General features: G+C 64.4%; 9 protein-coding genes. 4 read left to right on the top strand and 5 right to left on the bottom strand.

All coding sequences use genetic code 11. The annotated features are described in order from the left end of the window. Positions 1-72 precede the first annotated feature (72 nt). Both FVW59_RS12450 and pap read right to left on the bottom strand, forming a co-directional pair. Entirely contained in the window at positions 73-555 is a 483-nt protein-coding gene (locus FVW59_RS12450) for an asparaginase domain-containing protein (RefSeq protein ID WP_148064671.1), read from the bottom strand. A 92-nt stretch (positions 556-647) separates the two neighbouring features. After that, complete coding sequence (pap, locus tag FVW59_RS12455) at positions 648-2,126, bottom strand: polyphosphate:AMP phosphotransferase (RefSeq protein ID WP_148064672.1); 1,479 nt, start codon at positions 2,124-2,126, stop codon at positions 648-650. A 223-nt stretch (positions 2,127-2,349) separates the two neighbouring features. Between pap and FVW59_RS12460 the strand changes: the two genes are divergently transcribed. Both FVW59_RS12460 and FVW59_RS12465 read left to right on the top strand, forming a co-directional pair. Beyond that, entirely contained in the window at positions 2,350-4,059 is a 1,710-nt protein-coding gene (locus tag FVW59_RS12460; protein WP_187275870.1) for an autotransporter assembly complex protein TamA, read from the top strand. Then, entirely contained in the window at positions 4,056-7,745 is a 3,690-nt protein-coding gene (locus tag FVW59_RS12465; protein ID WP_148064674.1) for a translocation/assembly module TamB domain-containing protein, read from the top strand. Before FVW59_RS12460 ends, FVW59_RS12465 begins: the two co-directional genes overlap by 4 nt. A gap of 49 nt (positions 7,746-7,794) precedes the next feature. Here FVW59_RS12465 and FVW59_RS12470 read toward each other — a convergent pair whose 3' ends face one another. Beyond that, positions 7,795-8,442 carry a YiaD family glycine zipper/OmpA-like lipoprotein gene (locus FVW59_RS12470; RefSeq protein WP_148064675.1) on the bottom strand — a complete coding sequence of 216 codons (648 nt, stop codon included), beginning with the start codon at positions 8,440-8,442 and terminating at the stop codon, positions 7,795-7,797. Between the two features lie 241 nt (positions 8,443-8,683). On the opposite strand from FVW59_RS12470, the gene FVW59_RS12475 reads away from it, so the two are divergent. After that, positions 8,684-9,259: a heme-binding beta-barrel domain-containing protein gene (locus FVW59_RS12475; RefSeq protein ID WP_187275871.1), complete on the top strand. Its 576-nt coding sequence runs from the start codon at positions 8,684-8,686 to the stop codon at positions 9,257-9,259. Continuing rightward, on the top strand, positions 9,259-10,290 hold the full coding sequence (locus FVW59_RS12480) for a metal-dependent hydrolase (RefSeq protein ID WP_148064677.1): 1,032 nt from the start codon (positions 9,259-9,261) through the stop codon (positions 10,288-10,290). The genes FVW59_RS12475 and FVW59_RS12480 overlap by 1 nt, the downstream gene beginning before the upstream one ends. A gap of 5 nt (positions 10,291-10,295) precedes the next feature. Here the strand turns inward: FVW59_RS12480 and FVW59_RS12485 are convergent, their stop codons facing one another. Both FVW59_RS12485 and ppdK read right to left on the bottom strand, forming a co-directional pair. After that, positions 10,296-11,474 (bottom strand): pyridoxal-phosphate-dependent aminotransferase family protein, encoded by a 1,179-nt coding sequence (locus FVW59_RS12485; protein WP_148064678.1) that lies wholly within the window; start codon positions 11,472-11,474, stop codon positions 10,296-10,298. Positions 11,475-11,592: 118 nt separating this feature from the next. Continuing rightward, positions 11,593-14,202: a pyruvate, phosphate dikinase gene (gene ppdK, locus FVW59_RS12490; protein WP_148064679.1), complete on the bottom strand. Its 2,610-nt coding sequence runs from the start codon at positions 14,200-14,202 to the stop codon at positions 11,593-11,595. Between the last annotated feature and the right edge of the window lie 14 nt (positions 14,203-14,216).

Below are 14,216 nucleotides of genomic sequence, written 5' to 3' on the forward strand. Positions count from 1 at the left end.
GGTCCGGTATCCCTTACCCGGCAGTCGCTCCGCCACTCATGGTTAAAATGTCTCGTAACAAAACCTGCGGAATTACACCGCCTCAAACCGGTTCGCTGCCACATTCTTCACCACACGGTCCGCATCAAACACCTGCCCGTTCATCGCGATATAGACACCGGCCGGCTTGCTCTGCACCGCGCCAATCGCACAGCCGATATTGAACACCGCATCGCTTTCCGCAAAGGCCGCCGGCTGCAGAGCGCCCGTCAGCACAATACGTTTGCCCGGAATATTGGCCAGCGCCTTCGCCGTGGCCACCATACCGTCAGTGCCGTGAGTGATCAGCACACACTCCTCACTGCAGCCCTCCACCAGCGTACGGATCCGGGCGCGGTCCGCATCGTCCATGTCCAGACTGTCCTTGCGCATGGCCGACTCCACACTGAATGCAAAGCCTACCCCCATGCGCTGCAGCAGCTCGCCAATGACCGGGTCGCCGACCTGGTAGTCGCTCTTGGCGTCGAAGTAAATCTTGTCGATGGTGCCGCCGGTGGTGATGATGTGGAGTTTCATGCTGGGACTGTGCCTTTCTGCCAGTGCTCACCCGCGGTGGCGGGCTTGAAGAAGGCGCATTATAGCGAGGCCGCTCCGGCGGGGGCCAGCGTTCAGTCCAGGGCCTGCTCAAGCGCCTGGCACAGTGTCTCGAGAATCTGGATGCGGGCGTAGTGCTTGTCGTTGCCGGCCACCAGCGTCCAGGGGGCCAGGGAGGTGCTGGTGTGGGCCACCATATCTTCCACCGCCAACTCGTAGTCGCGCCATTTATCGCGGTTGCGCCAGTCATCGTCGGTGATTTTGTAGCGCTTGTGGGGCGTGTTTTCGCGGGCCTTGAAACGCGCCAGTTGCTCCTGCGAACTGATGTGAATCCAGAATTTGCACAGCACGGTGCCGTGTTCCAGCAGTTGCGCTTCAAACTGATTGATTTCATTGTAGGCGCGCTGCCACTGGGCGTTGGTGGCGAAGCCTTCGACGCGCTCTACCAGGACGCGGCCGTACCAGGAGCGGTCAAACAGGGTGGCGCGGCCATCGCGCTGGATTTTGCGCCAGAAACGCCATAGATAGTGGTGGTCCAGCTCTTCGTCAGTGGGCGCTGCGTACTGGGCGAGATGGTAGAGCCGCGGGTCGACGGCGCCGGTGACGCGGCGAATGGCGGAACCCTTGCCGGCGGCGTCCCAGCCCTCGAACACCGCCACAAAGGAGCGCCGCTGCCGGTGGGCCTTCCAGGCCAGGTCCTGGAGTCGTGCCTGACATTGTGGGAGCAGTTTGCGGTAGTCCTCTTTCGCAAGGCTCGCCTTGCTGTCGACGCGGTCCAGCACGGTGGGCTGCCCGCCGCTGGTATCGGCCAGTGCTGGCAGCGGCTCCGCCGCGGGAGGCCGCGGCTGTTCCAGATGACCGCGCATGGCTTCCAGCAGTATCTCCCCGCAGGCGATCTCGCGGTAGTTGCGGTCGTCGGCCTCCACCAGGTGCCAGGGAGCGTGGGCGGTATCACTGGCGAGAATCACCTCCTGGGCGCATTGCAATACCTGGGGGTAGACCTTTTGCCACGCGCTGGCGTCGGCCTCGATGCGCGGATTCTGTTGCTGTCGCGGTGCCTCCTCGGTCAGTTGCAGGTGCTGGGTCTCGCTGGATACGTGCAACCACAGTTTCACGATCAGGTAGCCGTCGGCGCAGAGCAGGCGCTCAAAATCGTTGATCTGCGCCAGGCGCCTGGCCTGCCGCGCCGCATCGGTCTTGTCTTCCAGGCGTTCGCGGATCAGGCGGGTATACCAGGAACCGAGGAAAACGCCGATCTCTCCCCGCCGCGGCAGGCACCGCCAGTAGCGCCAGTAATAGGGGCGTGACTCCTCTTCGTCGGAGTGCATCCACAGGGCGTTGGTTTCGATGCCCCGGGGGTCCATCCAGGTGTTTAGCTGGTGCACCAGGCTGCCCTTGCCGGCGCCGTCGACGCCGGCGACCACAATGATGGTGGGTACTTTGTGGTCAACCAGCCTGAACTGGTACTGCAGTAATTGTTCGCGCAATACCAACTCGCGCGCATCAAAGGTGGCTTTGTCGAGGCGCTTGCCGGTTTCCAGTGCTTCAAACATGATGTTATTCCCCGTACTGACTGCTTTAGCGTAGGCCGGATGGCGGCTGCTGGCTATAATCCGCTGCCCGTGACAGGATTGCTTCCGTGAGTTCAGCGAACGACCTACAGTGCCTTTTTTCCGCTATCCCCGACAGTGCGCCGTATCCGTGGCAACAGGGCTGACGAAGGTGCTGAAGCGTTCGCGGGGCGGGGCCCGCTGGTGGGCCGGGCTATGGCTATGTGTGTGGCCGCTGCTGGCCGGGGCGGCGACGCTGGACTACAGCGTCGAGGGTCTGGATAAATCCCAGCGCGAGAACGTAGTGGCCTGGCTGGGCGAAGCGCCCGCCGACGAAGTGGAGCGCACCGCCTTCCTCGCCACGGTGCGCGAACGGGTGGAAAAGGGCCTGCAGGCTCTCGGTTACTACCAGCCTGATATTGATTTCTCCCTCGACAAGGAAAGGACAACCTGGCGACTCACCATCCAGGTCGCGGCTGGTGATCCGGTGCACCTGGATGAATACGATCTGCGGCTGTCCGGTGAGGCTGCTTCCGACCCGGCCTTTGAGCGCTACCTCGCGGAGGCCCCCCTGCAACCTGGCGATCAGTTGGACCACGCCGCCTACGAGGCGATGAAAAAAAAGCTGATGACGCTGGCTCAGCGACGCGGTTATTTTGACGCCCGCTTTACCGCGAACCGGGTGGCGGTGGAAGTGGCGGCCAATACGGCGCGTCTCAGCCTGCACTTCGACAGCGGCCCGCGCTACCGCTTTGGTCCCATCCAGTACCAGGGAGATGCACTGTCCAGCGAGCAACTGGACAGCTTGATGCCCTTTGCCGAGGGGGACCCCTTTGAACTGGCGCGGCTCCAGGAGTTCCAGTCCCAACTGCAACGCACCGGCTATTTTCGCGGTGTGTTGGTGCGCCCCCGGGTAGAGGAGGCGGTTGACCTGGCCATTCCTCTGGCACTGGATCTGGCGCCGGCCAGGCGTCACAGTTTCGAGGTCGGGCTGGGTTACAGCACCGACACCGAGGAGCGGGTATCAATGGTGTGGCGTACCCCCCGTATCAACCGCTGGGGGCACAGCCAGGAAACCCGGCTGGAATACTCGGCGATCAACCCCAGCGGCCGCATCACCTACAACATACCGCTGTCCCATCCCCTCTATGATGTGCTGCAGTTACGTGCGCGCCTCGAACAGAACGAGTTTGGCGACATCGACAGCGAACAGCTGGAATTCGGTGTGCGACGCGAGATTCACCGCGAACGCTGGATCTACGGTTATTCCCTGCGCCACCTCAATGAACGCTGGGATGTGGCCGGCACGACCCGCAGCGACGATTACCTGTTGCCCGGATTCAGCCTGTCCCACAAATACCGGGAAGGCGCGCTGGTAAACCCCAGTCGCGGCCTCAGTCAGTACTATCTGCTGGAGGGGGGCAGTGACCAGGCGGGCTCCGATCTCGACCTGGTGCGCGGCTACGGCAAGCTCGTGTATGTCCACTCCCTGCCGGATGAGCGCCACCGGCTGGTCGGTCGCCTGGAGGCGGGGGCGGTGTTTGTTTCCGAAGGGCAGCGTGACGATCTGGCGCCGTCCCTGAGCTTCTTCGCTGGTGGCTCCCAGAGCCTGCGCGGCTATGGTTACCAGAGCATCGGCAAGGAAGTGAAATTCACGCGCGATGACGGCAGCACCAATACCCTGGTGGTGGGTGGCGACCGGCTGCTGATCGGCAGCCTGGAATACCAGTACCGCTTTCGGCCGAGTTGGCGCGGGGCGGTTTTTGTCGATGCCGGTGACGCCTTTGACGCCGAACAGTTCGATGCGAACGTCGGCGTCGGTGTCGGCCTGCACTACCTGACCCCGGTGGGCGCAGTGAAACTGGAAGTGGCCAACAGTGTCAGCGAGGACGACCCCGACTGGCGCTTCATCATCAACATCGGGGCCGAGTTTTGAAGCGCGTACTGGCCCTGCTGCCCGTGTTGCTGGTGCTGTTGCTGGTAGTGCTGCTGGCCCTGCCGCTGACGGACACAGGCAGTCGCGCGTTGTTGCGGATGGTGGAGCGCTATACGCCGCTGACCTTCGACTACGGCGGCGGCAGCCTGTACGGCCGCTTCCAGCTACACTCGGTGCGATTGCCAGCCGGGGATGTCCTGGTCGAGCTGGAAGGTGTGGAGGCAGCGGTGAAAGCCGCCTGCCTGGTGCAGGGGCAGCTCTGCTTCGAGCGTCTGTCCGCCCGGCGGATAGCGGTGACGGTATCCGCCAGCGAAGAGGATAGCGGCGACAGTGATAACGCTCCGGACACCACGCCGCTGGTGTTCCCGCTGCGTATCCTGGCCCCGCAAATCGAGTTGGCTGGCCTGGAGGTGAACTGGCCGGGCGGCAGCTGGGTGCAGGACAGGACGCAGCTCAGTGCCCAGGTTGAAACCACTGGCATCTACGTCAATGGCGCCCGAATACGCGGCGCGCGGCTGACGCTTGAACCCGGTGACGAAACAGACCGGTCGCGGGTCGAGCTGCCAGCAATCTGGCTGCCCTTTGAGCTGGCGGTGGACCAGCTCGAACTGGTCCAGTCCAGCTGGGATCTGGCGGGACAGGAGGGGCAGCTGGCGCGGGCCGGTCTGCAGGGGCGCTGGGTCGGCCCGCGCCTGCAGATTGCAGGGGCCGCACTTCGGCACAGCGATTGGGGGCAGGCAGATATTGCCGGCGAGTTGCGATTTGAACGGGACTGGCCTGTGGATGCGCGCGCCAGCGTGGTGTTGAATCCTGAGCTGCCGGGGATTGCCGAGTTGCAACCGGGGCCGCTGTCGCTTGCCGCCAGCGGTGACCTCGGTGCCCTGGTCCTGTCTCTGGAAGGTACCGGGGCCCGCCAGCTTCAGGTGCGCGGGACGGTGGATACACTCGATTCCGATATGGCCTTTGACGCCGAAGCACAGCTGTCATGGCAGGGCGAGTTGGCGCTGTCGTCGCTGGTTGCTCTGCCGCAGGAATCTCCGCCGGTAACCCTGCACTCGCCGCTGTCGCTTTCAGTAGAGGGCAATCTGCAGCAGCAAACACTGTTGGCCGGGGCCAATGCCAGCGGCCTTGGTTATAAGGGTGTGGCGCTGTTGCTCGAGGGGCAGTGGCGGGGCAGCGAGTTGCGACTGGATTCCCTCAGCGCGCTGGAGCCGGGGGAGCAGGGAAGTGCACTGCTTGCCAAGGGCCGCCTGCAACTCGATACAGCGCCATCGCTGGCGCTGAGTATCAGCAGTCCCGGACTGACCCTGCCATCCTTCAGTGACTACCTGTTCGGGAGAATCCAGGGTGAGCTGAAACTCGCGGCGACACTGGCGGATGAAGGCTGGGCGCTGGACCTGCAGAACGTGGAGCTGTCCGGCGAGGTCAATGGATTGCCGGCAAAGGTCCGGGGAGTGCTCGGGGTGGACAGCGAGCGCTATCTCACCTCAGGCCAACTGGACTTTGACGTGAATGGCGCTCGCGGCTTATTGCGCGCTGCCACCGCGCAGGGCGGAGACAGCCTGGTACGTCTTGCGGTAGACGACCTCAGCCGCTGGCAGCGCGACAGCCGCGGCTCCCTGTCGGCCAGTGCTCGCCTGCGGCCCTCCCTGCTTGCAGGTGATTTCGAGTTTGCCGCAGAGGACGTGGTCTGGCAGGGCGCAGGACTGGAACAGGGCAGCGCCAGTGGTCGTTTCAATCTGCAGGGTGAAGGTTCGCTGCAGGCCGAGGTTCTGCTACGAGGATTGAAGCAGGGCGATGTGCTGGTGCATCGCAGTGAGCTCGCTGTTGAGGGCAGAGGAGCCAGCTATCGGCTGTACTGGCAGAGCAAGGGTGATATCGAGGGAACCCTGGCAATGACGGCGCAGCGTACCGGCGGCGATTGGCTTCGCTGGCGCGGCGAGCTGGCGGCGACCGAGCTGCAGACGCCGCTCGGGCGCTGGACACTGCCGCAGCCGGTGCAGCTGAGCCTGCGCGAGGGTGTGTTCGATGTCGCGCCGCATTGTTGGCAACAGTCGGCAACCGAACTGTGCCTGCAGCAGGGACGTGTCGGAACTACCGGTGAGGTGGCCCTGAGTCTTGGCGGCGACGCCGCACTGCTGCAACAATTTGCCAGCGAGGGGGTGCGGGTCAGCGGCCGGCTCGACGGTGAACTGGATGCCAGCTGGACTGACAGTTCGCCGTTGCAGGCGCATGCCAGCCTGCGCCTTGTCGACGGCGAGGTCAGCCAGCAACTGGAACACAGCAGCGCCAGCTGGCGCTGGGATCTGCTTGCGCTGGATGCACAGCACGTGTCCGGGCTGACTGAACTCAGTGTCCGCCTGCAACAGCAGGATGTGAATGTGCTGGGGCTTGACGCAGCAATCGATGGCAACCGCGACGACGCGCTGTCCGGTCAGTTACACATTGGCAATCTGCAGCTGGCCGCGCTGCGGCCCTTCATACCGGAACTGGCGCGACTTGAAGGCTCGCTGAGCGGCGAACTGGCGTTGTCCGGCACGGCCAGTCAGCCGGATACCCGGGGCAGGCTGCACTGGCAGCAGGGGGCGTTGCGCCTGCACGAGAACCCCACTGAACTGGAACAACTGGACCTGCGGCTGGACCTGCAGGGCCAGCGCATGCAGCTGGCCGGCGGCGGATTGCTCGGGGGCGGTGACGTCACCCTGCAGGGCAACTTGCAGGGGCTGCCGGACTGGTCGATGACGCTGGATGTCAAAGGTCGCGGCAACCGCCTGTTGTACCCGCCGAGCCTGGAAGTGGTGGTCAGCCCGGATCTGCAACTCAGCGCCCGGGCCGACCTGGTGACCGTGGCCGGGGAGATTCAGGTCGAAGAGGGGCGGTTGGAGCAGGATCAGCTGCCAGAGGGCAGTGTGGAACTGTCCAGCGATGTAGTGCGGGTGGATTACGCCGGCAAGGAGATTGATGAGCAACAGGCCTTTGCGACCCAGATCGACCTGCGCCTGGCCATTGCCGAGCGCTTTCGGGTGTTGGGGAGCGGGCTCGATGCGCGGGTGGGGGGCGACCTGGAGGTGCGTCAGCGCCCCGGCCGGCCACTGCAATTGTACGGCAACCTGAATGTAGTGGACGGTGAATTCCGCGCCTACGGTCAGCATCTGAATATCCGCCAGGGACGCGTTTCCTTCGCTGGCGCCCCTGAAAATCCCGAGCTGGAACTCCGGGCCGAGCGGGATATATCCCTGGAACAGGTGACTGCCGGGGTGCGCGTCGGCGGCACCCTCGATGCGCCTACCCTGCTGGTTTACAGCGACCCGCCCATGTCGCAGTCAGAGGCCCTGTCCTATCTGGTGCGCGGCCGCGGGCTGGACGCCGGTGCCGATGCCGATGGCACCGCACTGGCACTGTCGCTGGGTAGCGGTATCCTCAATCGCAGTGCCCTGGTGGAAGGGATCAATCGCCTGCCCGGACTCAGCCAGGTGGAGTTTGGCGCCGAGGGTAGCGCCGACGAGACCGCCGCCACCGTCAGTGGCTATCTCGGCGAGCGCATCTACCTGTCCTATGGGGTGGGTCTGTATGAACCGGTGAATGTCCTGACAGCGCGACTCTACCTGTATACCCGCCTGTGGCTCGAAGTGGTCAGCCGGCTGGAGAGCTCGGTCGATCTGTACTACAGCTTCGATATCGAATGAGAGGGGCAGGCGAGGGCGGGGCGACGCGCTGTCGTCACCCCGCGTCTGTTCAGATCGTTTTGGGCAGGATGTACAGCTCAACCCGGCGGTTCTGGGCACGACCCGCATCCGAGCCGTTGTCGGCGATGGGCTGATCCGGACCCATGCCCTGCACCAGCATGCGCGAGCGGGTGACGTTGCGGGTCACCAGGTAATCGGCCACCGAGCCGGCGCGACGCTCGGACAGGGTCTGGTTGTAGGCGCGGCTGCCGGTGCTGTCGGTGTGGCCGGTCACCCGCAGGGTGGTGTCGGCGTACTTGGCCAGCACTTCGCCCACGGAATTCAGCACCGGATAGAAGTCCGAGCGGAGGTTGTAGGAATCGGTCTGGAAGGTGATATTGCCGGGCATGATCAGGCGCAGGTTGTCGCCTTCGCGCTGTACCTGTACCCCGGTGCCCTGCAGTTGCTCTTTCAGTTTGGCTTCCTGCACATCCATGTAGGCGCCCACCCCGGCGCCGGCCAGGCCGCAACCGAGGGCCGCGTTGCGAGCGTGCTTGCTGGATTCGATGGCGCCCACCAGGGCACAGACGGCGGCGGCGCCAGCGCCGTAGGTGGCCGCCTTGCTGGCCTGCTGTTGGCCGGTGTAAGGGTTGGTGGTACAGGCGCTGAGGGCCAGCATACCGGCGGCTGCCAGCGCTGTTTTGCGAAGAGTTCCCATTGGTCTTGGCTCCTTGTGGAAGGTTGTACACCGGGTTCCGCCCGGTGCTGCGCCCGTTATCGCCGGGCTGGATGCTTGGACACCGGGGTGGGTCCAAGGTTCGTTGTGGATAGAGTCAGTCTGACTAAAGTAGCGCCTTTGCCGGATGTTTTGTAGTTTAATGCCGCGATGGAAGCATGCCCCCCGGCGGGGCGCAGAACACTGGAATCTGAGATATAACTGGAGCAGGGAGATTGGCAGAATGAGCGAAGGAACCACCGGCGATGGCGTGGATTACGGTCCCCTGATGGTGCTGCTGGGTGAGTGGCGAGGTGATAAAGGGGTCGATCGCGCACCGGAACCGGATGGAGAGGAGCGCAATCCCTACTACGAGACCATCACCTTTGACGCCGCCGGTGATGTCACCAACTGCGAAGACCAGGTTCTGGCCATCGTGCGTTATCACCAGGTGGTGAGCCGAAAGTCCAACGACAAGGTATTCCACGACCAGGTGGGCTTCTGGATGTGGGACAAAGCCAACAACACCGTTATGGAAACCTTCACCATCCCCCGCGGCGTGGCGGTGGTCGCCACAGGAACCGTAACGGCACCCGCAAGTCCCGACGATGATTGGGTGTTTGAGGTGGCCTGCGATGCGGCTGGCAGTGGCATCGCCCAGTCGGCGTATATGTACGAAAATGGCCGCACCTCTGCTTTCACCCACCGTATTACCGTCAAGGGCGACCAGATGCGTTACACCGAGAGCACCACCCTCGATATCTACGAAAAACGCAGCTACGACCACAAAGACGTCAATACCCTGACCCGCGTCGCCTGATGGATCCTCTCAGCCAGGGGGTGCTAGGCGCCGCGCTACCCCAGGGCAGTGCGCGGCGCAGGGAGGTGGCGGGAGCTGGCCTGCTCGGGTTTCTGGCGGGCATGGCGCCGGACCTGGACGTGCTGATTCGCTCCTCCTCCGACCCGCTGCTGTTTCTTGAGTACCACCGCCAGTTCACCCATTCGCTGCTTTTCATTCCGGTCGGCGGGCTGCTCTGCGCACTGGCGTTACACGGCCTGATCGGCAGGCGGCGGGGTTTTTCTTTCGGTCGCAGCTACCTGTTCTGCACCCTGGGCTACGCCACCCACGGCCTGCTGGACGCCTGCACCACCTACGGCACCATGCTGTTCTGGCCCTTCAGCGAGGCGCGGATCGCCTGGAATACCATCTCCATCATCGACCCTCTGTTTACCCTGCCGCTGCTGTTGCTGGTGCTGCTGGCCGGCCTGCGCAAACAGCCGGTGCTGGCGCGCTACGCCCTGGTGTGGGTGCTGGTCTATCTCTGTATCGGCCTGTGGCAGCGCAACGAGGCGCAGTCCATCGGCCGCGAGCTGGCGGCATCCCGCGGCCACCAGCCCCTGCGGCTGGAGGCCAAGCCCAGTTTCGCCAACATCCTGTTGTGGAAGGTGGTGTACCAGACAAAGGATCGCTTCTATGTGGATGCGGTGCGCACCGGCTTCAGCCGCAGGGTTTTCGCCGGCGATTCCCTGCCGGTGCTGGATGTGCAGCGGGACTTGCCCTGGCTGGCGCCGGACAGCCAGCAAGCGCTGGATGTGGCGCGCTTCAGCTGGTTCAGCAATGGCTATGTGGCGCTCGACCCATTACATGCCAACCGGGTGATCGATATTCGCTATTCCCTGTTGCCCAACGAAATCGCACCCCTGTGGAGCATCGTGCTGGACCCGGCAGCCGCCAACGACGCCCACGCGGATTACATTACCCATCGCGAAGGCGGACCGCAGCGCAGCACGGCGCTGTGGCGGATGCTGATGGGGGGAGGAGAGGCCGGCGACGTGGCGCCGGCGCTGTAGTTAGTTCAGCCGGCCAGTATGGCCTGAGCGGCAGGCAGCGCAGCGCCACTGTTGATGGCGGCGCCCTGGCGACCGAGTACGGATTCCAGGGCCGCCAGCAACGTCAGGACGTTGCGCTCGCGGCTGGAGTGCCCCATCAGGCCGATGCGCCAGGTTTTACCCGCCAGTGCCCCCAGGCCGGCACCGATCTCCAGGTCGAACTCGTTGAGCAGGGCGCTGCGCACGGCGGCATCGTCTACACCTGCGGGAATGTTCACGGCGTTCAGTTGCGGCAGGCGGTACTCTGCGGCCACCGCCATCGACAGGCCCATGGCCTCGAGGCCGGCGACCAGTGCCGCATGGTGGCGAGCGTGGCGCGCCCAGGCCGCTTCCAGGCCTTCGTCCTGCAGCATCACCAGCGACTCGTGCAGGGCATACAGCGCGTTGACCGGCGCTGTGTGGTGGTAGGCGCGCTTACTGTTGCCACCCCAGTAGCCCATGACCAGCTGCATGTCGAGGAACCAGCTCTGGACTTTGTGTTCGCGGCTCTGGATGCGTTCCACGGCGCGCGGGCTGAAGGTCACCGGTGAAATGCCGGGTACGCAGGACAGGCACTTCTGGGTGCCTGAGTAGACCGCATCGGCACCCCAGCCATCCACATCCAGCTCAATGCCGCCGAGGGACGTCACGGTGTCGACAATGGACAGGGCATTGTGTTCACGGGCCAGCGCGCAGAGCGCGGCGGCGTCGGAGCGCACGCCGGTGGAGGTCTCGGCGTGGACGAAAGCCAGCACCGAGGCCTGCGGGTGTTCGGCGAAGGCGGCCCGAGCCTTGTCGATGGAGACCGGCTGGCCCCACTCGTCTTCCACCATGATCGCGGTGGCGCCGCAGCGCTCCACGTTCTCCTTCATGCGGCCGCCGAACACGCCGTTGGCGCAGACGATCACAGTGTCACCGGGTGCCAGCAGGTTGACGAAGCAGGCCTCCATGCCGGCGGAACCGGGGGCAGATACCGGCAGGGTGAGTTCATTGCGGGTTTTGAAGGCGTACTGCAGCAGGCCCTTGATTTCGTCCATCAGGCCGACAAACAGGGGGTCGAGGTGGCCCAGGGTGGGGCGGGCCAGGGCGCCGAGGACGCGAGCCGGTACGTCCGAGGGGCCGGGGCCCATCAGGGTGCGCTGGGGGGGGTAGAAGCTACCGGTCATGGGGAAAACTCCGGGTCGAAATCTGTGGGAGGCGCAAGCCTAGCAGTATTGCCTGGGAGGCTTAAGCGGCGGGGATCAATACTCTGCATCCATGGCAGTGATACCCGCCGCCGCGCGATCAGCTATTACCCATCTCCCGCTTTACCTTGGCCTGGGCCGCGGCGATGCGCGCCACCGGCACCCGGAAGGGGCTGCAGGACACATAGTCCAGACCCAGGTCGTGGCAGAACTGAATGGAGCGCGGGTCGCCGCCGTGCTCACCGCAGATGCCGTACTTGATGCCGGGCTTGCGGGCGCGGCTCTCGCTGACCGCCATTTCCATCAGCCGGCCCACGGCGCGCTGATCCAGCGACACGAAGGGGTCGGCCTCGATCAGCTTTTTCTCCAGGTACTGGGGGATGAACTTGCCGGCGTCGTCGCGCGAGAAACCGTAGGTCATCTGGGTGAGGTCGTTGGTGCCGAAGCTCATGAACTCCACCTCGCCCGCCAGGCGGTCGGCGCCGAGGGTGGCGCGGGGCGTTTCCATCATGGTGCCGATCTTGTAAGGCACGGAGATCTTCTTCTCCGCCAGTACCGCGCGAATGCCGCGGTCAATGATGGCGGAAACCAGGCGAATCTCGCGCACATTCACCACCAGCGGGATCATGATCTCTGGCAGCGGTTTGTGGCCGGCCTCGATGGCGGCCACCGCGGCGCTGATGATGGCCTTCACCTGCATCTCGGTGATTTCCGGGTAGACCACCGACAGACGGCAGCCGCGGAAGCCGAGCATGGGGTTCACCTCCGCCAGGTCCTTGACGATATCGCGGATTTTTTCGGCGCTCTTGCCGATGCGTTTCGCCAGCGCCTCGATCTCGGCCTCGTCGTGGGGCAGGAATTCGTGCAGGGGCGGGTCCAGCAGGCGCACTGTCACGGGCAGGCCGTCCATGACCTTGAACAGTTCCAGCATGTCGTCGCGCTGGAAGTTCAGCAACTGGTCGAGATAGCCCTGACGTTCGTCCTTCGACTCGGACAAGATCATGGCTCGCATCAGGTCGATGCGCTCGGCCTCGAAGAACATGTGCTCGGTGCGGCACAGGCCGATGCCCTCGGCACCCAGCTCCCGCGCCTTGGCGGCGTCCTCGGGCGTCTCGGCGTTGGCGCGCACCTTCAGGCGGCGGTGCTTGTCGGCCCAGCTCAGCAGGGTCTGGAAGTCGTCGGAGGAGGAGGCCTCGGTCTTGGGAATATCGCCCAGCATCACATCGCCGGCGGTGCCGTCCAGGGTAATCACGTCGCCGCGCTTGATCACCACGCCGCCGCTGGTGGTGGCCGTGCCTTCCGCGTAGTTGATTTTCAGGCTGCCGCAGCCGGTGATGGCGCACACGCCCATGCCGCGGGCGACCACGGCTGCGTGGGAGGTCATGCCGCCGAGTTCGGTGAGGATGCCCTCGGCCACCTTCATGCCGTGGATGTCTTCCGGGGTGGTTTCCCGGCGCACCAGCACCACCTTGTCACCGCCGGCGGCTACCTGCACCGCCTCATCGGCGGAGAACACCACCTTGCCGGTGGCGCCGCCGGGGCTGGCGGGCAGGCCGGTGGCGACGATGTCGGTCTTGGCCGCCTGGTCCACCATCGGGTGCAGGAAGGCTTCCACGTGCTCGGGAGAGACCCGCATCAACGCTTCGCTCTCGCTGATCATGCCTTCATTCACCATGTCCACGGCGATTTTTACCGAGGCGCGACCGGTGCGCTTGCCGCTGCGGGTCTGCAGCATGTAGAAGCGGCCTTCCTGCACAGTGAATTCCAGATCCTGCATATCGCGGTAGTGCTTCTCGAGCAGGGCCTGGGTCCGGTACAGCTCGTCGTAGACTTCGGGCAACCTTTCGCGCAGGGATTCCAGCGGCAGCGGGGTGCGGGTGCCGGCCACCACGTCTTCGCCGGCGGCGTTGAACAGGAACTCGCCGAAAAACTCGTGCTCGCCGGTGGAGGGGTTGCGGGTAAAGGCCACGCCGGAGCCGGAGGTGTCACCAAAGTTGCCGTAGACCATGGCCTGCACGTTGACCGCGGTGCCGAGGGTCTCGGAGATGTTATTCATCTCCCGGTAGACGTAGGCGCGGGGGGTGTGCCAGGACAGGAACACGGCTTCCACCGCCATCTTCAGCTGTACGAAGGGGTCTTCCGGGAAGTTCACCAGGGTCTTGAAGGTGGCGATGACGGCCTGCCAGTCCTCGGCGGTCATATCGGTGTCGAGGGGCTTGTTGTGTTGCTCTTTATAGCGTTCGATTTCGTGCTCGAACTGCTCGCCGTCGGCTTCCAGCACCACGTTGGCAAACATCTGGATGAAGCGGCGGTAGCAGTCGTAGGCGAAGCGGGGGTTGTCGGTCTTTTTCGCCAGGCCCTCGGCGATGTCATCGTTGAGGCCGAGGTTGAGGATGGTGTCCATCATGCCGGGCATGGACACCGGCGCGCCGGAGCGCACGGAAAACAGCAGGGGGTTCTCCGGGTCGCCGAAGCGGGCGCCCATTTTCTTTTCCACCAGGTCCAGCGCCACCCGGTACTCCTGCTCCAGCAGCGGCGGCAGTTTGTTGCCGGCCTCGAAGAATTCGCGGCAGGTAGGAGTGGTGATGATGAAGCCAAAGGGCACCGGCAGGCCGAGGGTGGTCATCTCGCACAGGTTGGCGCCCTTGCCGCCGAGCAGGTCGCGGTCGTCCTTGCTGCCTTCGTTAAACAGGTAGACTCGTTTGGCCATGAAAACTCCCGATA

Origin of the sequence: Parahaliea aestuarii, assembly GCF_008064635.1 — a bacterium.
GTDB lineage: Bacteria > Pseudomonadota > Gammaproteobacteria > Pseudomonadales > Halieaceae > Parahaliea > Parahaliea aestuarii.